This is a genomic window from Variovorax paradoxus, from assembly GCF_040544635.1.
Classification (GTDB): domain Bacteria; phylum Pseudomonadota; class Gammaproteobacteria; order Burkholderiales; family Burkholderiaceae_C; genus Variovorax; species Variovorax paradoxus_R.
Genome location: NZ_JBEPKJ010000010.1, coordinates 243089 through 265334 on the forward strand (window position 1 = coordinate 243089; position 22246 = coordinate 265334).

Annotated in this window: 22 protein-coding genes; 10 read left to right on the forward strand and 12 right to left on the reverse strand. The window is 66.6% G+C overall.

All coding sequences use genetic code 11. From position 1 onward, the window contains the following. Nucleotides 1-39: 39 nt before the first annotated feature. Nucleotides 40-1791 carry a hypothetical protein gene (locus ABIC94_RS18395; protein WP_354374428.1) on the forward strand — a complete coding sequence of 584 codons (1752 nt, stop codon included), beginning with the start codon at nucleotides 40-42 and terminating at the stop codon, nucleotides 1789-1791. Here the strand turns inward: ABIC94_RS18395 and ABIC94_RS18400 are convergent. Beyond that, nucleotides 1782-3059 (reverse strand): LysR family transcriptional regulator, encoded by a 1278-nt coding sequence (locus tag ABIC94_RS18400; RefSeq protein ID WP_354374429.1) that lies wholly within the window; start codon nucleotides 3057-3059, stop codon nucleotides 1782-1784. The two genes, ABIC94_RS18395 and ABIC94_RS18400, sit on opposite strands and share 10 nt — an antisense overlap. A gap of 192 nt (nucleotides 3060-3251) precedes the next feature. Here ABIC94_RS18400 and ABIC94_RS18405 point away from each other — a divergent pair, with 192 nt between their 5' ends. Genes ABIC94_RS18405 through ABIC94_RS18420 form a run of 4 tightly spaced genes read left to right on the forward strand, consistent with a single transcriptional unit; the run spans nucleotide 3252 to nucleotide 6725 of the window. After that, entirely contained in the window at nucleotides 3252-4280 is a 1029-nt protein-coding gene (locus ABIC94_RS18405; protein ID WP_354374430.1) for an amidohydrolase family protein, read from the forward strand. Nucleotides 4281-4284: 4 nt separating this feature from the next. After that, nucleotides 4285-4986 carry a 4-carboxy-4-hydroxy-2-oxoadipate aldolase/oxaloacetate decarboxylase gene (gene ligK, locus ABIC94_RS18410; protein WP_354374431.1) on the forward strand — a complete coding sequence of 234 codons (702 nt, stop codon included), beginning with the start codon at nucleotides 4285-4287 and terminating at the stop codon, nucleotides 4984-4986. A 33-nt stretch (nucleotides 4987-5019) separates the two neighbouring features. Beyond that, on the forward strand, nucleotides 5020-6003 hold the full coding sequence (locus ABIC94_RS18415; protein WP_354374432.1) for a Bug family tripartite tricarboxylate transporter substrate binding protein: 984 nt from the start codon (nucleotides 5020-5022) through the stop codon (nucleotides 6001-6003). A gap of 32 nt (nucleotides 6004-6035) precedes the next feature. Then, entirely contained in the window at nucleotides 6036-6725 is a 690-nt protein-coding gene (locus ABIC94_RS18420) for a substrate-binding domain-containing protein (protein ID WP_354374433.1), read from the forward strand. A 19-nt stretch (nucleotides 6726-6744) separates the two neighbouring features. Here ABIC94_RS18420 and ilvB read toward each other — a convergent pair whose 3' ends face one another. Beyond that, on the reverse strand, nucleotides 6745-8550 hold the full coding sequence (gene ilvB, locus ABIC94_RS18425; RefSeq protein ID WP_354374434.1) for a biosynthetic-type acetolactate synthase large subunit: 1806 nt from the start codon (nucleotides 8548-8550) through the stop codon (nucleotides 6745-6747). Nucleotides 8551-8615: 65 nt separating this feature from the next. Between ilvB and ABIC94_RS18430 the strand changes: the two genes are divergently transcribed. Further along, nucleotides 8616-9110: an Lrp/AsnC family transcriptional regulator gene (locus tag ABIC94_RS18430; RefSeq protein WP_354374435.1), complete on the forward strand. Its 495-nt coding sequence runs from the start codon at nucleotides 8616-8618 to the stop codon at nucleotides 9108-9110. 30 nt (nucleotides 9111-9140) lie between these two features. Here the strand turns inward: ABIC94_RS18430 and ABIC94_RS18435 are convergent, their stop codons facing one another. The 3 genes from ABIC94_RS18435 to ABIC94_RS18445 form a co-directional block, all read right to left on the reverse strand. Continuing rightward, complete coding sequence (locus tag ABIC94_RS18435; protein ID WP_354374436.1) at nucleotides 9141-10130, reverse strand: OmpA family protein; 990 nt, start codon at nucleotides 10128-10130, stop codon at nucleotides 9141-9143. Between the two features lie 191 nt (nucleotides 10131-10321). Next, a complete protein-coding gene (locus ABIC94_RS18440) occupies nucleotides 10322-10927 on the reverse strand; it encodes a hypothetical protein (RefSeq protein WP_354374437.1) in 606 nt (201 codons plus the stop codon). Between the two features lie 97 nt (nucleotides 10928-11024). Beyond that, nucleotides 11025-11918 carry a LysR family transcriptional regulator gene (locus ABIC94_RS18445; protein ID WP_354374438.1) on the reverse strand — a complete coding sequence of 298 codons (894 nt, stop codon included), beginning with the start codon at nucleotides 11916-11918 and terminating at the stop codon, nucleotides 11025-11027. Between the two features lie 89 nt (nucleotides 11919-12007). On the opposite strand from ABIC94_RS18445, the gene ABIC94_RS18450 reads away from it, so the two are divergent. Then, nucleotides 12008-12802 (forward strand): NAD(P)H-dependent oxidoreductase, encoded by a 795-nt coding sequence (locus ABIC94_RS18450; protein WP_354374439.1) that lies wholly within the window; start codon nucleotides 12008-12010, stop codon nucleotides 12800-12802. Nucleotides 12803-12857: 55 nt separating this feature from the next. On the opposite strand, the gene ABIC94_RS18455 is transcribed toward ABIC94_RS18450, so the two are convergent. From ABIC94_RS18455 to ABIC94_RS18470, 4 genes are all read right to left on the reverse strand, one after another. Beyond that, the gene (locus ABIC94_RS18455) at nucleotides 12858-13826 is read right to left on the reverse strand and encodes a Bug family tripartite tricarboxylate transporter substrate binding protein (RefSeq protein ID WP_354374440.1); all 969 of its coding nucleotides are present in this window, start codon (nucleotides 13824-13826) and stop codon (nucleotides 12858-12860) included. 46 nt (nucleotides 13827-13872) lie between these two features. Beyond that, nucleotides 13873-14238, reverse strand: a complete 366-nt coding sequence (locus ABIC94_RS18460; RefSeq protein ID WP_354374441.1) for an AtuA-related protein — start codon at nucleotides 14236-14238, stop codon at nucleotides 13873-13875. Next, on the reverse strand, nucleotides 14235-15629 hold the full coding sequence (locus ABIC94_RS18465; protein WP_354374442.1) for an acyclic terpene utilization AtuA family protein: 1395 nt from the start codon (nucleotides 15627-15629) through the stop codon (nucleotides 14235-14237). Before ABIC94_RS18465 ends, ABIC94_RS18460 begins: the two co-directional genes overlap by 4 nt. Nucleotides 15630-15727: 98 nt before the next feature. Beyond that, a complete protein-coding gene (locus ABIC94_RS18470; RefSeq protein WP_354374443.1) occupies nucleotides 15728-16699 on the reverse strand; it encodes a Bug family tripartite tricarboxylate transporter substrate binding protein in 972 nt (323 codons plus the stop codon). Between the two features lie 141 nt (nucleotides 16700-16840). Here ABIC94_RS18470 and ABIC94_RS18475 point away from each other — a divergent pair, with 141 nt between their 5' ends. Together ABIC94_RS18475 and ABIC94_RS18480 are read left to right on the forward strand one after the other, a co-directional pair. Beyond that, entirely contained in the window at nucleotides 16841-16969 is a 129-nt protein-coding gene (locus ABIC94_RS18475; RefSeq protein WP_354374444.1) for a hypothetical protein, read from the forward strand. Next, nucleotides 16966-17817 (forward strand): PA4780 family RIO1-like protein kinase, encoded by an 852-nt coding sequence (locus ABIC94_RS18480; protein ID WP_354374445.1) that lies wholly within the window; start codon nucleotides 16966-16968, stop codon nucleotides 17815-17817. Before ABIC94_RS18475 ends, ABIC94_RS18480 begins: the two co-directional genes overlap by 4 nt. Nucleotides 17818-17840: 23 nt before the next feature. Here ABIC94_RS18480 and ABIC94_RS18485 read toward each other — a convergent pair whose 3' ends face one another. Next, nucleotides 17841-18149 carry a DUF1090 family protein gene (locus ABIC94_RS18485; protein ID WP_354374446.1) on the reverse strand — a complete coding sequence of 103 codons (309 nt, stop codon included), beginning with the start codon at nucleotides 18147-18149 and terminating at the stop codon, nucleotides 17841-17843. Nucleotides 18150-18301: 152 nt separating this feature from the next. Further along, complete coding sequence (locus tag ABIC94_RS18490) at nucleotides 18302-19660, reverse strand: homoserine dehydrogenase (RefSeq protein WP_354374447.1); 1359 nt, start codon at nucleotides 19658-19660, stop codon at nucleotides 18302-18304. 392 nt (nucleotides 19661-20052) lie between these two features. Here ABIC94_RS18490 and ABIC94_RS18495 point away from each other — a divergent pair, with 392 nt between their 5' ends. After that, nucleotides 20053-20457, forward strand: a complete 405-nt coding sequence (locus tag ABIC94_RS18495) for a hypothetical protein (protein ID WP_354374448.1) — start codon at nucleotides 20053-20055, stop codon at nucleotides 20455-20457. A gap of 19 nt (nucleotides 20458-20476) precedes the next feature. On the opposite strand, the gene ybaL is transcribed toward ABIC94_RS18495, so the two are convergent. Next, the gene (gene ybaL, locus ABIC94_RS18500) at nucleotides 20477-22177 is read right to left on the reverse strand and encodes a YbaL family putative K(+) efflux transporter (protein ID WP_354374449.1); all 1701 of its coding nucleotides are present in this window, start codon (nucleotides 22175-22177) and stop codon (nucleotides 20477-20479) included. Nucleotides 22178-22246 lie beyond the last annotated feature (69 nt).

Below are 22246 nucleotides of genomic sequence, written 5' to 3' on the forward strand. Positions count from 1 at the left end.
GGTAGAGACGAATGGTAGCGGCGCGGCACAATCTCCCGCGTGCCGCTCTTCAAACACCGCCTGCCTGCCGGTCTCCTATCCCTCGCGTCCCTCGCATGGGGTCCCGCTCTCGCCGCGCCCATGGTGGCGCACGCGGCCGAGCCGCTGCTTCTCGTCACTTCGCCGGTCGCGCTGCAGGCCGCTGAAAAGTCAGGCGCCGGTTTCGCGCGCTGGTTCGGTGAGGTGCCCGTTTCTTCGCCCGACGGCATCGCGAACAACCAGGTGCTGATGCGCTCGCAGGCCTGGCAATCCATCGCACGCCCGCTGAACGAAAGCGTCGCGCGCATCCAGCGCAGCGACAGGCAGGCCGGCGTCGGCATCTCGCGCTATCCGCACCGGCTGTTCGATGCGCGCTGGCTTGCCAGCCCGGATGCCTTCTTCGAACTGGTGGGCGTCGCCAACCGCATGGACCGCCGGCCGTTCCAGAGCGGCGCCTGCGGCGAGACGCGGCTGGTGTACCGGCTCGCCTATCGCACGCCCGCGATGCAGTCCCGCCTGCCGATGACCGTCAACGTGGAATTGCGCGGCGACGCGCCCGATGCCGACGGCAGCTGCGCCGGCACCGCACGGCGCTGGCAACCGCCGCAGCCTTCGATGACGGACGAAGCACTCGGCCGCTGGCTGGTGTCGCCCCAAGGTCCGCTGGCACCGCAGCGCCTTGCAACCGCACGCATTGCGCAGATCACCACCAACCTGCAGAGTGTGCGCTGGCCCTCCGCGGTGCGACCCGACCTCGGCGGCCATGCGGAATACATGCTGCGCGCCTTCCGCTGGAACGCAGGCGCACAACGCTTCGACGTGGCCCCGCTGGAGAACACGCCCGATGTCGCACGGCTCAAGGCCAACACACCGTTGCGCAAGGAACTGCAGCAGTGGCTGCAGCAGTCCGCCAACCTGCGCGCACTGGATGAAGCCACGCTGCAACTTCCCGAAAAGTTCTTGGCGACCGAAGCCGTCTCGGTGGCGCCACGCGGTCTCGAGCGGCTCGCGAACCGTCCGTTCGCCCAGGTCTTTTCAGCCGGCGAGTGGCAGGCCGTGCCCGGCAGCCGCACGCTGCAGTCGCCGCAGGCCGTGCTGCGGCGGCTCGACGATCTCAGCTGCGCGGGCTGCCACCAGAGCCGCGCGGTCGCGGGCTTTCACCTGCTGGGTATCGACCGGCGCGGCGCATCGCGCACCTTCACCGCAGGCAATGCACTCGCGCTGCCGCAATCGCCGCACCTGCAGGACGAACTGGCGCGGCGCGGTCGCTATGTGCATGCCGCGCTTTCGACACCGCAGCCCGATCCGTTCCGGCCGCTGGCCGAGCCGGACGACTCGAATGGCGTGATGGAAAAGGCCACGGTCGGCGCAAGCTGCGAGCCCACCCGTATCACGCAGTCGGCCAACCCATGGCTCGACCGCGCCGAGAAGCTGCCACGCGTCGCCTGCGAAGGCGCCCACTCCGTCTGCGAGAAAACCTCGGTCGGCTTCCCCGGCGGCATGTGCTCCGGTCCGTGCGATCCGCTCGACAAGAACGGCACCTGCGGCGGCATCGCCATCCTCAGCGACTTCAACCAGTGCCTGGCCGCGAACAAACCTTTTGGTGAATGCCTGAGCAAGCACACGCGGCCCGGCAACCTGCGCAGCTGCTCTGCGCAGCAGCCCTGCCGCGACGATTTCATCTGCGCGCAAGCGGAAGGCCAGCCGGAGGGCCGGGGCGCCTGCATTCCGCCCTACTTTCTCTTCCAGATGCGGGTGGACGGTCACTCCTGACCGTGAAAATCGGGAGACCGGGCAACCACTGCGCGTATCTCCTGCATCAGGGCCCGTGCGCCCGGTGACGGAAACGCGCCGAGGCGCTGGCTGAGCCCAATTTCGCGCCGCGTCTCCTCGAGCGGAAAATCCAACACCACCAGGCTGCCGTCGCGAATTTCATAGCGCAGCTGATGGGCCGAGATCGCGGTCAGCATGTCGCTTTCGAGCAGCAGGCCGCGCAGTACCGCAAGGTCGCCCGTTTCGACGACGGGTATGGGCGGTGCCTCCCGGGCCGCGGAGAAAAAGCGCTCGAGCAGCTCGCGTCCCGGCGTGCCGTGCCGCGAGAGTGCCCAGGTCGCCTGCCGCAAGGCATCGAAGTCGACCTGCGCGGCGCGCTCGAGCGGATGGCCGGCGCGGGCGATCACCGAAATGCGATCCACGAAAAGCGCTTCCTGCTGCAGGTCCTTGGCCGCGGCGCCGCTGCGCAGCGCGCCGAGAATGAAGTCGATGTCGCCGCTTCGCAGCGATGCCGCCAATGCGTCGTAAGGACTTTCGACCGTGGCAATGTGCAGCCCCGGATGGCGCGCGACGAGCGATGCCATCGCGAGCGGCAATATCTGCGTTCGGCCGAGCGGCAGTGCGCCGACCGTCACGCTGCCCTGCAGCGTGCCTTCGCTGGCTGCGATGTCGGGGCCGATGTGGCGCAGCTCCGCAAGCACCCGCTTGAAGTAGAACGCCACGATGTCGCCCGCCGTCGTTGGCACGAGCCCGCGCGACTTGCGCTCGAGCAGCGGCAGCCCGAGCCCGTTTTCGAGGTCTTTCAACGCACGGCTGATGGCCGGTTGCGTGATGCCGAACCCGCGCGCGACAACAGGCATGTTGCGCTTCTCCACGAGGCTCGCGATCACGGCGAGACGCCGGCCGTTGAGGATCGACGCAAACAGCGAATGCACGTCGGCGGCTGCCCCGATGCCGCCGCGCGCGACGAGTTGGGCGCGCGCGTCCTCGAACTCGCGCTCGATGCGGCGCGCGCGCACCAGCACCAGGTCGCCGTACGAATTGAGCGCCATGCCGCGCGAGCCGCGATCGAACAACGGCCTGCCCAGCGCGCTCTCGAGTTCGGAGATGGAGCGCGTCACGCCCGAGGCCACGCGGTACAGCTGCTCGTCTGCGGCCCTGGCAATGCTCCCGGCCGCGGCCACGGCCGAGAACGCGCGCAAGTGCCGCAGGTTGATGCCGAGTGCGCCAGCATGCGTCCTGTCGATAACTTTGTCTCGTTGATTCACGGGCTTGGCTTCTTGCGGATGTTCTCTCTCTCTCGGGGTGGCCCTATCAGAGCCGGGGTAAACCCTGATCGATAAAAAAGTCTGATGGTAGAGCAACCCGAACTCAGCCCGCACGATCGCTGCGCAAACCACACTGCTCACACGCGCTGCCACCTTCACCGCAACCCAAGCAAGCAACCAACGGAATTGCAAATGATCATCGACTGCCACGGCCACTACACCACGGCGCCCAAGGCGCTGGAGAACTGGCGCAACCAGCAGATTGCGGGCTTGAAAGACCCCGTGCTGAAGCCCCGCGCCGCCGACTTGAAGATCAGCGACGACGAGCTGCGCGAGTCGATCGAGACCAACCAGTTGCGCCTCATGAAGGAACGCGGCAGCGACCTGACGATCTTCAGCCCGCGTGCAAGCTTCATGGCGCATCACATCGGCGATTTCGAAACGTCGTCGACCTGGGCCGCCATCTGCAACGCGCTGTGCTTCCGTGTGAGCCAGTTGTTCCCGGAGCATTTCATCGGCGCGGCCATGCTCCCGCAGTCGCCGGGCGTGGACCCGCGCAGTTGCATCCCCGAACTGGAGCGCTGCGTGCGCGAGTACGGTTTCGTGGGCATCAACCTGAACCCCGACCCCTCGGGCGGCCACTGGACTTCGCCGCCGCTGTCGGACCGCCATTGGTATCCGCTCTACGAGAAGATGGTCGAGCACGACATTCCGGCCATGGTGCATGTGAGCACGAGCTGCAACGCGTGCTTTCACACCACCGGCGCGCACTACCTGAACGCCGACACCACGGCCTTCATGCAATGCCTCACGTCGGACCTGTTCACCGACTTCCCGACGCTGCGCTTCGTCATTCCGCATGGCGGCGGCGCTGTGCCCTACCACTGGGGGCGCTTCCGTGGGCTGGCGCAGGAGATGAAGAAGCCGCTGCTCAAAGACCACCTGCTGAACAACATCTTCTTCGACACCTGCGTGTACCACCAGCCGGGCATCGACCTGCTGACGCGCGTGATTCCGGTCGACAACATTTTGTTCGCCAGCGAAATGATCGGCGCGGTGCGCGGCATCGATCCGGAGACCGGCTTTTTCTACGACGACACACGGCGCTACATCGACTCCACACCCATGCTCGACGACGACGCCAGGCACAAGGTGTTCGAAGCCAATGCACGCCGCGTGTACCCGCGCCTCGACCGCGCACTCATCGCCAAGGGGCTCTGATCTCATGTCTTCTTCCAACACTCTTCAACAGCTCGGCGTCGTTCACCGCAACGTGGTGCGCGCGGATGCCACCGCGGTCGAAAAGCTTTCGCGGTTCGGCGTCTCCACCGTGCACGAGGCGCTCGGCCGGCTCGGGCTGATGCAACCTCGCATCCGCCCCATTCATCCCGATGCGCGCTTCTGCGGCCCCGCTGTCACCGTGCTGCTGCAGCCCGGCGACAACTGGATGCTGCATGTGGCGGCCGAGCAGATCCAGCCCGGCGACGTGGTGGTCGCAGCTTGCACCAGCGACAGCACCGACGGCTTCTTCGGCGACCTGCTCGCCACCTCCTTTCAGGCGCGCGGCTGCAGGGGCCTGGTGATCGACGGTGGCGTGCGCGACGTGCGCGATCTCAACGCGATGGGCTTTCCCGTGTTCAGCCGCGCGATCCATGCCAAGGGCACGATCAAGGCCACCCTCGGCTCGGTGAACGTGCCGGTGGTGTGTGCAGGCGCCCTGGTGTACCCGGGCGACGTGGTGGTGGCCGACATCGACGGCGTGGTGGTGGTGCCGGCTGCGCGTGCGCATCAGGTGGCCGATGCGGCCGAAACCCGCGAAGCCAACGAAACGGCCAAGCGCGAGCGCTTCGCGGCCGGTGAGCTCGGCCTCGACATGTACGCCATGCGCGAGCCGCTCACCCAGGCGGGCCTGCGCTACATCGATTGATCTGGAAAAAGAACCCCTTCCATCCGCAAAGCAATGAAGACGAACACAATTCGACGCCAGGCTCTGGCGTTGGCCGGCCTGCTGGCGCTCGGCATCTCTTGGGGCACGGCTGCGGCCGACGCCTACCCTTCGAAGCCCGTGAAGATCCTGGTCGGCTACAGCGCCGGCGGCGCGGTGGACGCGATTGCCCGTTCGGTCGGCCAGCGGCTGTCGATCATCCTCGGTCAGCCGGTCATTGTGGAAAACAAGCCGGGCGGAGGTAGCGCCATCGCCGTCAAGGCGCTGATCGCAAGCCCGCCCGATGGCTACACCCTGATGCTGGCCGCCAATGCGCTGGCGGTGAACCCTTCGCTGTTCCAGCCGGCGCCCTACGACCTGGAGCGCGACCTGACGCCGGTAGCAAGCGTGGGCCGCGTGCCGGTGGTCTTTGCCGTGCGCGAAGGCGCGGCGATCAAGACGCTGCCCGAGCTCGTGGCGGCAGCCAAGGCAAAGCCGGGCGGCGTGACTGTCGCCACCCCCGGCAACGGCTCGACGCCGCACCTGGGGATGGAACTGTTCCAGCACACCGCAGGCGTCTCGCTGCGCCACGTGCCCTACAAGGGCGGCGCGCAGGCCATCACGGACTTGCTGGGCGGGCACGTCGACCTGGTCGCCGTCAACGCGCTCGAGGCGCTACCGCTGGCGAGGTCCGGAAAACTCAAGGTGCTCACGGTGATGAGCGCGGAGCGCGCCGCCGTTCTTTCGGGCGTGCCGACCGTGGCGGAGTCGGGCTACCCGGACTTCGAGGCCAGCGTGTGGTACGGCTTCATCGCGCCCCCGGGGCTCCCCAAACCGATTCAGGCCAGGCTGCATGAGGCGGTGCAGAAGGCGCTCGAATCCGCAGAGGTGCGCGACCAGCTCGCCGCGGCGGGCGGCACGGCCCTGCCCGGACCGACAGCGCAGTTCGACAAGCTGATCAAGACCGAGGCGGTGCGCTATGGCAAGCTGATTCGCGAAGCCAACATCAAGCCTGACTGAGCCATGCCCGTGGCAGGACTTTGCCGACCATCATGACGACAACCCTTCAAGGCCTCTGCTCGATGGCAACCCGGGCGCTGCTCGAAGAGCTTGCCGCGGCGCATTCGCATCGTACCGGCGTGGCCGCTTCCTTTGTGGCAATGGGTGGCGTTGAAGCCGCCCGGCGCGTGGCCGCGGGCGAACAGTTCGACGTGGTGGTGCTGGCTTCGGACGCCATCGACAAGCTGGTTGCCGCAGGCAGGCTCGATGCAGCGGGCAAAGTGGACCTGGCGCGCTCTGGCGTGGCTGTGGCGGTGCGCGCCGGTGCCCAGCGGCCTGACATTTCCACCGGCAACGCATTGCGCAGCGCAGTGCTGGCCGCGCCGCGCATTGCCTATTCGACCGGGCCCAGTGGTGTGGCCCTTGTCGCGTTATTCGAGCGCTGGGGCATTGCCGACGATGTGCGAAGCCGGCTGGTGCAGGCCCCGCCGGGCGTGCCGGTCGGCTCGCTGCTCGCGCGCGGCGAGGCGGCCCTGGGATTTCAGCAGCTGAGTGAGCTGATGGGCGTCGAAGGCATCGACTTGCTCGGCCCGTTGCCGCCGGAGATCCAGATCACCACGGTGTTCTCGGTCGCTCCGGTCATCGGCTGCACGCAGCCTGAGGCCGTGCGCGCGCTGCTCGAATTCATGGCTTCGGCCGAGAGTGCCCCCATCAAGCGCCGTCACGGCATGGAGCCGGCCTGAGCGAACGCGCTTCAGGCGCTCAGACCTCCTCCTCGTACCACCGGTCTTTTCCCAGCATGACGCGGTGATGCCCGTGCCCCGCCGGCATCATCGGAAAGCAGTTCTCCTGCGGTGCGACTTGCACGTCGAGAAAGAAAGGGCCCTCGCTCTCCAGGCATTCGGCCAGCGCCGACTCGAGTTCGGCCGGTTCCGACACCCGCCGCGCGCCCCAGCCGAAGGCCTTGGCCAGCGCCACGAAATCGGGCAGCGCCTCGTTCCAGCTGTGGCTCAGCCGGTTGCCATGGTTGAGCTCCTGCCACTGCCGCACCATGCCCATGTAGCCGTTGTTGCACAGCACCAGCTTCACCGGCGTGCGATGCTGCACCGCCGTTGAAAGCTCCTGGATGTTCATGAGCACCGAGGCGTCGCCGCTCACGCACACGACAAGAGCCTCCGGGTGCGCAACCTGCGCGCCGATGGCCGCCGGCAATCCGTAGCCCATGGTGCCGGCACCGCCGGAGGTGAGCCAGCGCCGCGGCCGCTCGCAGCGCAAGTATTGCGCGGCCCACATCTGGTGCTGGCCCACGTCGGTCGACACGATGGCGTCGCGCCCGCCGATGGCCTGCTGCAGCGATGCCATCAGCTGCTGCGGCAGGATGGCATCGCCGCGCGGCGCGAAGCCCAGGCAATCCTCCGCGCGCCAGCGCTCGATGCGCTGCCACCAGGGCGCAAGCCGCTCGGGTGCAGCAAAGTCTTCGGCGGGCAGAAGTGCAAGCAAGGCTTCGACGATGGCGCCGCAATCGCCAACCATCGGCACATCGACCTTCACCACCTTGTTGATGCTGCCCGGGTCGATGTCGATGTGGATCTTGCGCGCATGCGGGCAGAACTCGTCGAGCTTGCCGGTTACGCGATCGTCGAAACGCGCGCCGACGCACACCACAAGATCGGCCTCGTGCATCGCGAGGTTGGCTTCGAGCATGCCGTGCATCCCCAGCATGCCGATGAACTTCGGGTCGGACGCGGGAAAAGCGCCGAGCCCCATCAGCGTGAGCGTGCAGGGTGCGTGCAGGCGGCGCACCAGCTGCGTGAAGGCTTCGCACGCGGCCGGCCCCGAGTTGATCAACCCGCCGCCGCCATAGAGCACCGGCCGGCGCGCCGTCGAAATCAGGTCGGCCGCGCGCTGCAGCATGGCGCGCGGAGGCAGCGCCGCCTTCCCCATGCGCAGCGTGCGCAGCGCACGCTGCGGCCTGGGTGCGGTGCCGTGGCCAAGCCGCGCGAGCTGAATATCCTTCGGCACATCGAGCAGCACCGGCCCCGGCCGACCGGAGGCGGCAATCTCCAGCGCGCGCCGTACCAGCTGCGGCACATCGTCGGCCGCGCGCACCTGCTGGTTCCACTTGGTCACCGAGCGGGACATGCCGAGCGCATCGCTCTCCTGGAAAGCCTGAGTGCCGATCACCCCCGTGGCCACCTGGCCGCTGATGCACAGCAGCGGCACCGAATCGCTGATGGCATCGAGCAGGCCGCTGATGGTGTTGCCTACGCCCGGCCCTGAAGTGACGAGCACCACGCCCACGCGCCCCGTGGTGCGCGCATAGCCTTCGGCCGCATGCACCGCCGCCTGCTCGTGCCGCACCAGCACATGGCGCAGCCGCGGTTCGCCGTGCAGCGCGTCGTAAAGCGGCAGCGCAGCGCCGCCGGGGTAGCCGAACAGAGTGTCGACACCGCATTCGACCAGCGTATCGAGCAGGGCCTCGGCCCCGTTACGCACGCGGGGCACGTGCCCGGGAGCCGTCGGCTGAAGGGGTGGGGAGGAAGCGGGAGGAAGGTCGAGCAGTCGCATGCCGTCGATTCTTCCGGCTTTGATGCAGAATTTGCATCTTTCTTTTGGCTTCTTTGGCTCAAATCATGAAAATCAATCGTCAAACAGGCGGAAATGAAGAAGGATCTTTCGACAAGACCGATCTGGCGATCTTGCGGGTGCTGCTGCTCGACTCGCGCAAGACGCTGCAGGACATCGGCAACGAGGTCGGTCTCTCGCCCACCAGTTGCTGGACGCGCATCAAGAAGCTGGAAGCCACCGGCGTGATCAAGCGCTACACCATCGACGTCGACCCGGCCAAGCTCGGCTATCACGACTCGGTCATCGTTCAGGTCACGCTCGAGAGCCACACCGACGAAACCCTGTACGACTTCGGCCGCGTGCTCGCGACCATTCCCGAGATCCAGGAGGCCTACCTGGTGTCGGGCGACTACGACTACTACATCCGCATCGCGGTGCGCGACACGCGCGACTACGAGCGGCTGTTGCGCGAAAAGCTCTACAAGATTCCCGGCATACGCCACAGCAAGTCGCACTTCGTCCTGCGCGTGCTGAAGGAAACGAGCGTGCCGCTCATCTGACGGCGCGCCCTCCCCCTCCCTTGCCCGGGTTCAGAGCCTGATCAGCTCGACCCGCCGGTTCTTCGCGCGGCCCGCCTCGTTGTCGTTCGGCGCGACCGGTTCGGCCGCACCGGCACCACGGGTGGTGAAGCGGCGCGGGTCTACGCCGGCCTTCACCAGCGCGGCGATTACCGCGAGCGCTCGCCGCTTCGACAGGTCGTCGTTGTGCTTCGCATCGCCCTGCGCGTCGGTGTGGCCCACCACCGAGAGCTTCAGCGGCGGATTGCTGCGCATGAGCTTGGTCATCTCGTCGAGCGTAGGCTGCGACTCGGGCCGGATGATGTCCTTGTCGAGGTCGAACAAAATGCCGTAGAGGTTGATGCGCCCCGTCTCGGCCAGGCTCTTCTGCATGGCCGAGGCGTCGACGAACACGATCTTGTCGCTCTCCATCGCCTTGCTCTCCACCACCCGCACGAAGGCATGGTTGCCGACCTCGGCGTTGTGCTCGGCCAGCGCGATGCTGGCGTAGACGGTGCCTGTGGGCCCGGCCTTCTTCGCGAGCAGATAACGGCCGCTCACCGAAAAGTAGTTGCGCACGTAGTCGCCGCGGCTGCCGAGCCGGGGCCACTCGGGATCGTCGAACGCCAATGCAAAGTCGTACGGCGTGGTGGTGTTTACGCTGTTGGGCCGCGGCTTGTAGCAAGAGGCGTTGGCCGTGCCGCAGGTGAACAGCACCTCGAAGCCCTTGGCCTTCAGGCTGGCCTCGTAGTTGCGCTGCACCTCGAGCAGCGAACGCTCGCCGGGCAGCTTGTAGTGATAGAGCGAGACCTTGCCTTCGAGCTTCAGCAGCTCGGGCTTGCCGCCGCCCCAGTTCTGGAACGGCTCCTTGATCAGCCCGACCTCGTCGTAGGCCGTGACCTTGGTACCGTCCAGCACCGCGCCTTCGTAGCGGCCGACGAGCGGATGGTCTTTCTCGGGCGCGGCGGCCGAGGCAGCCAGGCAAAGCAAAGCCGTGGCAGCGAAGAAGGCGAGCTGTTTCATCGGAGCGTCGGGGAGAGCGGCAACGCTCCGGATGCTAGGCCGGGCGATGGCGGTTGTGCATTCGACGGACGGTCTATGCCGTTGCGGATGCGGGCGGGCCGGCGTGTCCTACGTGCTTCGCCTCGTCGGGCCTTCGCCTCGGGCAACGGGTTGTTCAGCGCTCAACTGGGTGCTGAGGTATTCCGCGCAGCCTACAGTTCGAGCTGCTCCCACGGTTTGCGGGCCCACTCGTACTTCTCGCACGCATAGGACACCAGGGTATCGACGGCTTCATCAGCGCTGATGGGCTCGGGACTGCGGTAGTGCGCCCCAGTGGTAACCAGCTGGTGCTCCAGATGAAATCCCTTGTGATCGGCGAACACCTGCATGTAGGTTCCCCCGCGCCGTTCAATAACCGCGAATGCAGACGGCTTGTCTTGAAGCAACGGAACCCAGTGACGGATGTTGGCTTCGTCCGCAGGCTCCGCCACGCCGAACTCGGGGCAATCGAGCATGGGCTGTTGGTATTCCGCGCCGATATCGAAAAGAAGGTACTCCTGTGCGGTGGACGCACCGTTCCTGAAGATGGCGATGAAGAAGCAATCCCTGATGTCGAGCGGCACATGAACCAGCAGTGCATCGTGCGCCTTGGAGCGGCGGGCAAAGACTCGCGCCAATTCGGGAGCCGTCCACGCCTCCAGTTTCAGGGGCTCACGAAGGCTTCGCGCAAGCTCCACGGCATTGCGTTTGACCGCATCGCTTCCAGCGTGATCCTCGGTGCCTCCTTCGAGCAGGTCGAGGTACTCGTGGAGTTGCATGAGCCTCGAAGGAGGCGGCTTCGGTTTGCGAGAAAAGAACATGTGGATGTAGCTCCCATCAACCCGGGATTCTGTCGCAAGACCGGGTGACTGCCATCTACAAGCTCGCCGCAATCTGCTCCCGCAGCCACCTATGCGCCGGATCGCGATGCCGCCGCTCATGCCAGAGCATGGCCATCTCATACCCCGGCACCTCCAGCGGCGCCTCCACCACGCGCAGCCCCGGCGCGCCACGCGCCAGCCGCTCGGGCAGCATCGCGACCATGTCTGTGCCGGCCAGCACCGACATCATGAAAAGGAAATGCGGCACTGAGAGCGCCACGCGCCGCGTGAGGCCATTCTCCGCCAGCGCCTCGTCAGTGGGCCCGACGAAGCCGCCGCCACCCAGCGACACCACCACGTGCTCCAGCGCGCAGAACTGCGCGAGCGTGGGCCGGCGTTTCAGCCGCGGATGGCCGGCCCGCCCGGCCAGCACGTAGCGCTCGTTGAAAAGCACGCGCCGGTGCAGCCCGGACGGCGCGCCCACGCTGGTGTGAAAGAACAAATCGATCTCCCCCTGCTCCAGCTGCCGCGCCATGCGTGATGGCACCGCCTCCACCACGGCCAGCCGGGTGTTCGGCGCGGCGGTGCGCAGTCCGGCGAGGACCGGCAGCAGGATCGCCGACTCGGCATAGTCGGCCGCGGCCACGCGCCAGATGGTGGTTGCTTCCGCGGGATCGAAAGGTTTTGTGGGCGCCACCGCACGGCCCAATGATTCCAGCGCTTCGCGCAGCGGCTCACGCAGCTCGTCCGCGCGCGCGGTGGGTCGCATGCCGCGTTGCGCGGGCACCAGCAGCGGGTCGTTGAATACCTCGCGCAGCTTGGCGAGCTGCACGCTCACCGAAGGCTGCGACAGGTTCAGTCGCTCGGCGGCGCGGGTCACGCTGCGCTCGGCCAGCAGCACATCGAGCGTGAGCAGAAGATTGAGATCGAGCCGGTTGAAATTGTTCACCACTATTCCATGAATTTTGAATATTCATTTCCAATATAGCTCGATGCTCCCTAACCTGCATGCATCTTCATTCAATGAAACATGCTGCCGTGAAAATTCTTCTTGTTCATGCCCACCCCGAAGCCCGTTCGCTCAACGGTTCGCTCAAGCAATTCATGGTGGAACGCCTTGTGCAGTCCGGACATGAAGTGCGCGTGTCCGACCTGTACGCGATGCAATGGAAGCCGACGCTGGCTGCCGATGACTTTGAACACATCGATCCGGGCGCCTACTTCGATCCGATAGCCGACTCCCAGCGCGCCTTCGAGGCCGGGACCCAGCGCGATGAAGTCGCGGCCGAGCAGGCCAAGCTGCAATGGGCCGATGCCGTGATCTTCCAGTTTCCGCTGTGGTGGTACACCATGCCCGCCATCCTGAAGGGCTGGGTCGATCGCGTCTACGCCTATGGTTTTGCCTATGGCGTGGGCGAGCACTCCGACAGGCATTGGGGTGACCGCTTCGGCCAGGGGGTGATGGTCGGCAAGCGTGCCATGCTCGTGGTCACGACCGGCGGCTGGGACACGCACTACAGCCCGCGAGGCATCAACGGGCCGATGGACGACCTGCTGTTTCCCATCCACCACGGCATCCTCTACTACCCGGGCTTCGACGTGCTGCCGCCCTTCGTGGTCTACCGCACCGGCAAGGTCGACGCACCCGCCTACACGCAGATCACCGAAGAACTGGGCCGCCGGCTCGACACCCTGTGGACGACGGACCCGATTCCGTTCCGTCCGCAGAACTTCGGCGACTATGAGATTCCCGCCCTGACCCTGCGCGACGAAATCTCACCGGGCGAATCGGGCTTCGCGGTGCACACCGCGCCGAAGAAGAACGCGCGTTAGGGCGGCGCCGGATTGCCGCTGCCCTACCCGACTACCCGGCCGATCGACTACTGGACTACTCGGCCTCGATACCGGCGGCCTTCACGATGCGGCCCCACTTCTGCGACTCCGCCGTCTGGAACTTGGCAAGCTCCTCAGGCGAGGTGGTGAACACCTCGGTGCCCGTGGGTTCGTAGAAGGCGGTCTTCGCGGATTCGCTCTTCGCGGCCTTCACCAGCAGCTCGTTGAGCCGCTTGACCACGGCCGGCGGCGTCTTCGCGGGTGCATAGGCCGCGAACCAGTAGCCCATTTCGTAGCCCTTCACGCCGGCTTCGGAAATGGTGGGCACGTCGGGCGCAAGCGGCGAACGCGCGGCGCTCGAAACGCCCAGCGCGCGCAGCTTGCCGCCCTTGACCTGCGGCAGGCCCGTGGCCGCGTCGGTGATCATCATGTGGATCTGCCCGCCCAACAGATCGGTAACGGCCAGCGTGTTGCTCTTGTAGGGCACATGCAGCAGTTTGATGTCGGCCATCTGCTGCAGCAGCTCGCCCGCCATGCGGCTCGACGAACTGCCGCTGCCGAAGCTGTATTTGCCCGGCTCCTTCTTGGCGAGCGCCACGAATTCGGCCACGCTCTTGGCCGGGAACGACGGGCTCACCACCATGATCTGCCCGCCTTTGCCCAGCGCGGTAATGGGCGCGTAGTCCTTCACCGGGTCATAGGGCAGCTTCTTGAACAGGTGCTCGTTGGCGGCATGCGTGGTGTTGGTGGTGATCAGCACGGTGTAGCCGTCGGCCGCCGCCTTGGCCGCCTGCTGCGAAGCGATAAAACCGCTGGCCCCCGCCTTGTTGTCGATGACGACGGGCTGCTTGGTCTCCGCGGTAATGCTGTTGCCCAGCGCACGCGCGATCTGGTCGGTGGCCGTGCCGGCCGCGAACGGCACGACGAAGGTGATGGGCTTTTCTGGGAAGGCCTGCTGCGCCTGGACCAGCAGCGGCGCCAGGGCCAGGGCGGCGGCCGAAAGGGTCAGGGAACGTCGTTTCATTTTTTTGTCTCCGGATGGATGGGTAAGGGAAAAAGAAAGGCTGCTGCTACGGCCCCGCCAGCAACGGCACGAGCGTGCGCGGCACGCGAATGGGCATGTCGAGCAAGAGGAACGACAGCGCCTTGCCGTGCGCGTCGAGGTTCAGCGCATCGTTGACGCCGCCGTCGAGCACCGCGTCGAGCACGAAGTTCATTGCATGCAACCTGGGCAAGAGGAAGCGCTGCACCCGTGCGGGCGCGCGGTGGCGGAACTGCGCCGACACGCTCTCGGGTGTGAGCTGTTCGGCCAGCAGCGGATAGAGATCCGCGTGCCAGGCAATCACGCTGATGTTGGAGCGGTCGCCCTTGTCGCCGGTGCGCCCATGGGCGGCGCGGTAAAGCGGTACTTCGATGATGTCTGCCGCCGTGTTCATGCCAAAGCCTCCGCGCCAAGCAGTTCGAAGCGCACCGCCACCGCTTCGCGCGGCAGCAGGCAGGACAAGGTGTTGAGCCGCGGCGTGAGTGCCGTGCGCACGCCGCCGCCGCCCGCGGGTCCGCAGGTGTAGAGCGCCATGACTTCGCGCGTGAGGCGCTCGGCTTGCGCGCGGTCCGCATGCGTGGCCGCGACGCGCAGGCGCACGTCGCGCAGGCCCAAGTCGGGGGTGTCCTCGAGCATGCGGCCGGCATCGTCACCCAGAATGCTCAGCGCGCCGATCAGGTCCACGCGCAGCGCGAGGCCGTCGAGCCGCTTGCGCAGCACGTCCGCCGCGAGCCGTGCGCGCGCTTCTGCGCGTGGGCCCGCATACGAAATTTCTCCCTCGGCGAGCCAGCCGCCTTCATGGCAGACATTCACCTTGTAATGGCTCGGCCGCGTATGGCCGCGCACGCCCGACAGCGCCACGCGATTCGCGACGCCCGGCTGCTGCTCCACCGCGGCTTCGGCAATGTCGGCCACCACATCGGGCGTGAGGTAGGCGCTCGGGTCATGCACCTCGTACAGCAACTGCTCCTTCACGGTGGCTGCGTTCACGAGCCCGCCGGTTCCGTGGGCCTTGCCGATGGTGCAGTGGCCGTCGGCATCGATCTCCGCAATGGGGAAGCCCACCGCTTCGAGGCCCGGCACATCCTTGTAGCCAGGGTCGGCGAAGTAGCCGCCGCAGACTTGTGCACCGCATTCGAGCAAGTGGCCGGCCATGGTGGCGCGGCCCAGCCGGTGCCAGTCGTCGGTGCGCCAGCCGAAGTGGGACATGGCGGGGCCGACGGTGAGTGAGGGGTCGGCCACGCGGCCGCACACCACGATTTCCGCGCCAGCGTCGAGCGCTGCGGCAATCGGCTCTGCGCCGATGTAGGCGTTGGCGCTGACGATGCGAAGGCCCTCCATCTGAACGCCGAGCGTTTCATGCAGCAGCGGGCGGTATTCGGAACCGGAGAGGTCGTCTCCCTCTACCACCGCGATGCGCGGCGCGGCAGCTCCGAGTTCGCGCGCCATGCGGGCAATGTGGCGCGCCGCGGCGCGCGGGTTGGCGGCGCCGAAGTTGCTCACGATGCGAATGCCGTGCGCAAGGCAGCGCGCCAGCACGGGCCGCAGCATGGCATCGAGCAATGGCTCGTAGCCGGCATCGGGGTTGTCGCGGCGGCGCAGTTGGGCAAGCGCGAGCGTACGCTCGGCCAGCGTTTCGAAGATCAGGAAGGCGCGTTGCCCCGCCGGGCCGCTTGCGAGCCGCGCGATCAGCGTATCGACCACCGGTCCGGCCGCGTCGGTGCGGTCGCCGGAAAAGCCGGCCGCGCAGCCGATCAGCAGTGGAGGCGATGCAATGGCGTTCATTGGAGCGCACTTTAGGCAGGCCGCCGTCATCCGTAAAATCGAAAATTCGGATCAATTGATCTGAATTTCGGATTACATGCCCCAACAAGGCGGAGGCGTCATTGGTCGAGCCGGATGCCGACCTTGGCAATGATGGCGCCCCATTTGCGGCCCTCGCTGTCGATGAAGGACCTGAATTCGTCGGGCGAGCCGCCGCCAACCACAAGCCCCTGGTTGGCCAGCAGCGCGCGCACGGCCGGCTCCTGCAGCACGGTGTTCACATCGGCATTGATCCGGCGAACCACCTCGGGCGGCGTGCCGCTCGCGGTGAACAAGCCGTTCCAGGCCAGCGCCTCGAAACCCGGATAGCCGGACTCGGCCACCGTGGGCAAGTCTTTCATCAGCTCGGAGCGCTTCGCGCTCGTGACCGCGAGCAGTTTGATGCGCTTGCCCTGGATGAGCGGCAGCAGCGCCGGCGCAACCGTGAACAGCGCCTGCGTATCGCCCGCCGCCACCGAAAGCCCCGCCGGTGGCGAGCCCGCGTAAGGCACGTGCACCGCCTCGATGCCGGCGGTGCTGCGAAACAGCTCCATCGTGAGATGCGACGAACTCCCCGCCCCCACCGACGCATAGCTGAACCCGTTGCCCTGCTTCTTCGCCCACGCCACGAACTCCGGTAACGTGTTCGCGGGATTGCCGGCCTGCACCGCCAGCACGTTGGGCTGCGAAGTCGTGAGCACGATCGGCATCAGGTCGCGCGCGGGCGCATAAGGCATGCGGCTGTACATGTAAGGGCCGAAGGCGATGGGCCCGTTGAACCCGATGCCGAGTGTGTAGCCGTCGTTCGGCGCCTTGGCCACCGCATCCATGCCGATCAGGCCGCCCGCTCCGGGCTTGGTCTCGATCACGATGGGCTGCTTCCACATCGTGCGTAGCCGATCGGCCAGCGTACGGGCGATGAGGTCGAGCGAACTGCCAGCCGGTGCGGGAACGATCACGCGCACGGGCTTCGCCGGCCATTCCTGTGCGGAGGCGCACACGGCCAATGCGCAGCCGAGGAGGAACACGGCGAGCTTGTGCTTGTTGTTCATTTCGGTCCTTGCTTGATCCGCTGATCCGGACCGGCAACCTTAGCTCAGCCGTTGCTCCTCCGGCACGCCCAAAGCAAAAAACCGGGCCTGCGTTCGCAGGGCCGCGATGGCCGTTACCCACAACGCCGAGGTCAACGTCCCATGCTCTCCATCAACCGCCGGCTGGGCTTTGCGGCGCACAGGCATGATGCGGTCTACCAGATCGGCCCGGAAAGCCTGAGGGCCTTCCTCTCGACCCGCCCGCTGGAACCGACGGAGCGGTATCAATGAAAGCACCACCACGACTGCAGTCGCTGGTCGACGAAGGCCTTATCGACACGGTGGTACGCCAGCTGATGAGTGGCAAGGAAGCCATGGTCTACGTGGTGCGCTGCGGCGACGAAACGCGCTGTGCCAAGGTCTACAAGGAAGCCGACAAGCGCAGCTTTCGCCAGGCCGTGGACTACACCGAGAACCGCCGCGTGCGCAACTCGCGCGAGACGCGCGCCATGGCCAAGGGCACGCGCTTCGGCCGCCAGGTGACCGAGGCCATCTGGCAGAGCGCCGAGGTCGACGCGCTCTATCGCCTGGCGGCGGCCGGGGTGCGCGTTCCCGTGCCCTACAACTTCCTCGAAGGCGTGTTGCTGATGGAGCTGGTGACCGACGCCAACGGCGACGCGGCGCCGCGGCTCAACGACGTGGCCTTTACGCCAGAGGAAGCGGTGCAGCACCATGCCAGCCTGTTGAAAGAGGTGGTGCGCATGCTGTGCGCGGGCGTCGTGCACGGCGACCTGTCGGAGTTCAACGTGCTGCTGGCGGCCGACGGCCCGGTGGTCATCGACCTGCCGCAGGCGGTGGATGCGGCGGGCAACAACCACGCCAAGCGCATGCTGCTGCGCGACGTGGAGAACCTGCGCAACTTCTTCGGCCAGTTTGCGCCGGAGCTCCTGGGCACGCACTACGGCGACGAGATCTGGCACCTGTACGAGCGCGGCCTGCTGCGCGTCGAATCGGTGCTGACCGGCACGCACGTGCGCGATACCGGCCCGGTCGACCTGGGCAACGTGCTGCGCGAGGTGGATGATGCGCGCGAGGAAGAAGCGGCGCGGCGAGTGCGCATGCAGCTGCCGCGGCTATAGCAATAGCTTGCTGGCGCCGGCTGTCATGGCCGTTCTTTTCTCAGGTCGCGCAGTTGCTCTTCGGCGTGTTCGAGTTCCGAGCGAAGCGCGCGGATTTCCTTCTCGAGCTTCTCGATGCGGGCCGCGCGGCTCTGCGGCGACTCCGATGCCTGGCAGCGCGTGCGCAGCGACGCCAAGGTCTCGGCGAGTTGTCGGCGGCGCAGCATCTGGCCCCTTGAGCGAGCCAGGTCCATGTCACGCTCGAGTGCGGCTTCTTCCGCCTGGCAAGACGCCCCTTCCGCTTGCTTCGCCGGCTCCGACGGTTGTGCGAAGACAGGGGTTGCCAGGGTCAACGCAACAGTCAGGAGCCAAGGTTTCACGCGCGGCTCCCGTCGCACTCTTGAGGGCTACCGAGCCAATCGAAATCCATTGCGACTCCCGTTGCAGTTGCGGGTACAAGCGCCCGCGTTGGGGCGCATTCTGTCTCAGGTTGGAGAGAAAGGCCTCACGCCAGTTCCTCTATCCGGAGCGAGGTCACCGCGCCCGCTACCGCCGGGTGCGCTTGCAGCGCGTGCAGTGCCAGGTCCATCTCGGCTTGCCGCACCGCGTGCGTCAGCACCAGTACTTGCGGGCCGATACCGGGCTGTCCGGCGGCCAGCGTCACTTGCCGAACCGGCAGTTGCCGGCCCGCGAGCCAGCTCGCCACCGCCTCGATGCCGCTGGCAACATGCACGGGCACGCGCAGGTAGTGCGGGGAACACACGGCAGCGCGAGGAAGCACCGGCAAGGCATTCATTGCATGCGCATGAAAGCCAAGGTGCGGCACGCGCTGTGCAGCGGTGGTGCCGGCCAGCCGTGCCACGTCCACCAGGTCGGCAATGACCGCCGATGCAGTCTGCTCCGACCCGGCACCCGCGCCGTAGTACATCGTCACGCCCGCGGCATCGCCCTTGACCATGATGCCGTTCATCGAGCCGTTCACATGCGCCATGAGGTGCGACGCGGGCACCAGCGCGGGCTGCACACGCAGCTCCATGCCCTCCTCACTTCTTCGCGCCACGCCCAGCAGCTTGATGCGGTAGCCCATCTGCTCGGCACAGGCCACGTCCGCCCGCTGCAAGGCGGTGATGCCTTCCACCTGCACGTCGGCGAAGCGCACCGGGGTGCCGAACGCATTCGCGGCCAGCAGCGTGAGCTTGTGCGCGGCGTCGATGCCCTCGATGTCGAAGGCCGGGTCGGCCTCGGCATAGCCTAGCGCCTGGGCCTGCGCGAGCGCGGCGGCGAAGTCCAGGCCTTCGTCCTTCATCTTGCTCAGGATGAAGTTGGTGGTGCCGTTGATGATGCCGGCCACCCACTCGATGCGGTTGGCCGTGAGGCCCTCGCGCAGCGCCTTGATGATGGGAATGCTCACCGCCACGGCGCCTTCGTAGGCGACAGCCACGCCATGCTCCCGTGCAGCCGCGAAAATTTCGGCGCCGTGCACGGCCAGCAGGGCCTTGTTGGCCGAGACCACATGCTTGCCGTGTGCAATGGCAGCCAGCACCCAGTCGCGTGCGGGGCCTGTGCCGCCGGCCACTTCCACCACCACATCGACATCGGGGTGCGTGGCAACTTGCAGCGGGTCGTCCGTGAGCGGAATGTTCTCGCCCACGATGCCGGCCGCGCGTGCCAGGTTGCGTGCCGCGACCATCACCACCTCGATGGGCCGGCCGGCGCGGCCTGCGATTTCAGCCTGGTTGCGGGCCAGCACGCGAAACGTGCCCGCGCCGACGGTGCCGATGCCGATCATGCCCACGCGCAGCGCGCGGACGGCCGCGTGGCGGCTGGGCAGGGGTTCGAGAGACTGAACTGGATCGCGGTACATGGAAATCTCCGGACAAAAAAACAAAAACCCAGCTGCCAGAGCTGGGTTTCAATCATTCGGAGAAGAAGAGCGATACACCAGGTGGCTGCCGAAACGGCCACCTGCGCGTGCTCAGGTGGCCGCGGTGGTAATGGTGGTAATCATTCGTGCAACCAATGCCCCATTCGCCCGCGCAAAGGCAGGCGGCATCATGCGGGCCATGGAGGCGGCGCAGACGGTGGTGGGGAAGAAATGGCACGACATGGGAGGGCAAGTGTACAGGAGCCTGCCGGAGCGGTTCGCAAAGAATCCCGAACCAACCTGCGGAAATATAGGAGCAGGCCTACAGCACACGGCCCGCCAAAAGCCTAGTGTGGTGACCAAAGAACTGCACTACCCCAGGAGGCAGCATCATGAAGCACTTCGTCCTAGAGCCCCGCATGCGGTCGAGCATCGGCGGCGCCTTCTACCCCACAGGCTATTCGATGGTGATGTTTCCGAGCGCGGAAGACGCCAACCGCATCGGCCATCGCCTGCTGGAGAAAGGCGTGAGCGGCGACGAGATCTACCTGATTCCCGCGGCAACGGTCCTGGCGGAGATCTCACCCACCGTGAGGGAATCTGACGACCCGCTGCCATCGGCCGGCACCGAAGCGGCCACTGTGCGCGCCTACACCCACCTGGCGCGCGAAGGCCACACCGGCCTGCTGGTCAGGACCAAGAACGAAGACGCTGCCAACCACCTGATGGAGGTCGTGCGCACCGTGCCCTATTCGATCGCGCAGCGCTATCGCACGCTGGTCATCGAAGACCTCTGAAGCGTTCCTGGATGGCGGTTCACACCGCCGCCACGGCTCGCCGCACCACGTCGCGGGCCATGGCCTGCGCCAGTTCCTGCTCGCCCAGGAAGACAGTTGCCGCCGTTTCCTGCGTGAGCAGGCGCGCTTCGTCTTCGTTGTGGCTGCGGATCACGGTCTCGATCGCCGGATTGAGCGTGCGCGCAATTTCCATCATCTGGCGCACGTTCATGGCGTCCGGAGTTGCGACCACCAGCACGCGGGCACGTGCAATGTGCGCCTGAACCAGCACGGCCGGCTCGGCCGCATCGCCCCACACCGCCGCAATGCCGGCCTCGCGCAGCTTCTCGACCAGCTCTCGGTTCTGCTCGGCCACCACGTAGGGAATGTCGTTCGCCTCGAGCTCGGCCGCAATGCGGCGCCCGACGCGGCCATAGCCAACCAGCACGACCTGCCTGGACAGGTACCTGGCCTCGGTGGTGGTCGGCAGTTCGGCCAGCGGATGGTCGTGCGATTCGAGCTCCCGCGCCAAGGGGAAACGGGCATACAGCCATTTTTGCAATGGCGCGATCAGGCTGAACCACAGCGGATTGGTGGCAATGGAAATCAGCGCGCCGGCCAGGATCAGGCTCTGGCCTTCGACCGGCAGCACACCGAGCGATACGCCGAGCCCCGCCAGAATGAACGAGAACTCCCCGATCTGCGCGAGGCTCGCGCTCACGGTGAGCGCGGTGCCCAGCGGGTAGCGAAACACAAGCACCAGCGCACACGCGGCGAGCGACTTGCCCAGCACGATCACGCCCACCACCGCCAGCACCTGCAAGGGACGCTCGATAAGCACCGAAGGGTCGAAGAGCATGCCCACCGACACAAAGAACAGCACCGCGAACGCATCGCGCAGCGGCAGCGACTCTTGCGCCGCGCGGTGGCTGAACTCCGATTCGCGCATGACCATGCCGGCGAAGAAAGCACCGAGCGCAAACGACACGCCGAACAGTGCCGCCGACGCAAAGGCGATGCTGACGGCCGCCGCTATCACGCACAGCGTGAACAGCTCGCGCGAGCCGGTGCGCGTGACCTGCCAGAGAATCCAGGGGAAGGCCCGCCTCCCGACCACGAGCATCAGCGCCACGAAGCCGCCGACCTGCAGGAGCGTGAGCCCGAGCGTCTGCCACAACGGGTCTGCGGAACCTGCAGCCTCGCCGCTTCGACCGCCCAGGGCCCCCGCGAGCGGCGGCATCAGCACGAGGACCAGCACCATGGCCAGGTCTTCGACCACCAGCCAACCCACGGCGATGCGGCCCGTGAACGAGTCGAGAATGCCCAGGCTTTCGAGCGCCCGCAGCAGCACGACCGTGCTCGCCACCGACAGGGCCAGCCCGAAGACCAGCGCTTCGCCCCAGGACCATCCCCACCAGAGCGCCAGCGCGCCGCCGAGCAGCGTGGCCACCGCAATCTGCGCCAATGCCCCCGGCAAGGCGATCTTGCGCACCGCCAACAGGTCGTCGAGCGAAAAATGCAGGCCCACGCCGAACATCAGCAGCATCACGCCGATTTCAGCCAGCTGCGCCGCAATGCTCCCGTCGGCCACGAAACCCGGCGTGAAGGGCCCGATGATCACGCCCGCCAGCAGGTAGCCCACCAACGCGGGCAGCCGCAATCGCACCGCGAGAAAACCGAACACAAGCGCCAGCCCGAGGCCGGCGGCAATGGTGTTGATCAGGGAAACGCTGTGGGGCATCGCTCCATTTTGCAGGAACGAATGCCGGCCTTCTATTTCACTCGGCTGCTGATGGCCCCTTGAGCGACC

Bases quoted from the DNA above. Each gene is read 5' to 3' on its own strand.
- ABIC94_RS18495 (WP_354374448.1), top strand. From the start codon at position 20,053: ATGAAGCACTTCGTCCTAGAGCCCCGCATGCGGTCGAGCATCGGCGGC.
- ybaL (WP_354374449.1), bottom strand. From the start codon at position 22,177: ATGCCCCACAGCGTTTCCCTGATCAACACCATTGCCGCCGGCCTCGGG.
- ABIC94_RS18430 (WP_354374435.1), top strand. From the start codon at position 8,616: ATGAAAATCAATCGTCAAACAGGCGGAAATGAAGAAGGATCTTTCGAC.
- ilvB (WP_354374434.1), bottom strand. From the start codon at position 8,550: ATGCGACTGCTCGACCTTCCTCCCGCTTCCTCCCCACCCCTTCAGCCG.
- ABIC94_RS18405 (WP_354374430.1), top strand. From the start codon at position 3,252: ATGATCATCGACTGCCACGGCCACTACACCACGGCGCCCAAGGCGCTG.
- ABIC94_RS18420 (WP_354374433.1), top strand. From the start codon at position 6,036: ATGACGACAACCCTTCAAGGCCTCTGCTCGATGGCAACCCGGGCGCTG.
- ABIC94_RS18470 (WP_354374443.1), bottom strand. From the start codon at position 16,699: ATGAACAACAAGCACAAGCTCGCCGTGTTCCTCCTCGGCTGCGCATTG.
- ABIC94_RS18480 (WP_354374445.1), top strand. From the start codon at position 16,966: ATGAAAGCACCACCACGACTGCAGTCGCTGGTCGACGAAGGCCTTATC.
- ABIC94_RS18435 (WP_354374436.1), bottom strand. From the start codon at position 10,130: ATGAAACAGCTCGCCTTCTTCGCTGCCACGGCTTTGCTTTGCCTGGCT.
- ABIC94_RS18440 (WP_354374437.1), bottom strand. From the start codon at position 10,927: ATGCAACTCCACGAGTACCTCGACCTGCTCGAAGGAGGCACCGAGGAT.
- ABIC94_RS18475 (WP_354374444.1), top strand. From the start codon at position 16,841: ATGCTCTCCATCAACCGCCGGCTGGGCTTTGCGGCGCACAGGCATGAT.
- ABIC94_RS18490 (WP_354374447.1), bottom strand. From the start codon at position 19,660: ATGTACCGCGATCCAGTTCAGTCTCTCGAACCCCTGCCCAGCCGCCAC.
- ABIC94_RS18415 (WP_354374432.1), top strand. From the start codon at position 5,020: ATGAAGACGAACACAATTCGACGCCAGGCTCTGGCGTTGGCCGGCCTG.
- ABIC94_RS18460 (WP_354374441.1), bottom strand. From the start codon at position 14,238: ATGAACACGGCGGCAGACATCATCGAAGTACCGCTTTACCGCGCCGCC.
- ABIC94_RS18465 (WP_354374442.1), bottom strand. From the start codon at position 15,629: ATGAACGCCATTGCATCGCCTCCACTGCTGATCGGCTGCGCGGCCGGC.
- ABIC94_RS18455 (WP_354374440.1), bottom strand. From the start codon at position 13,826: ATGAAACGACGTTCCCTGACCCTTTCGGCCGCCGCCCTGGCCCTGGCG.
- ligK (WP_354374431.1), top strand. From the start codon at position 4,285: ATGTCTTCTTCCAACACTCTTCAACAGCTCGGCGTCGTTCACCGCAAC.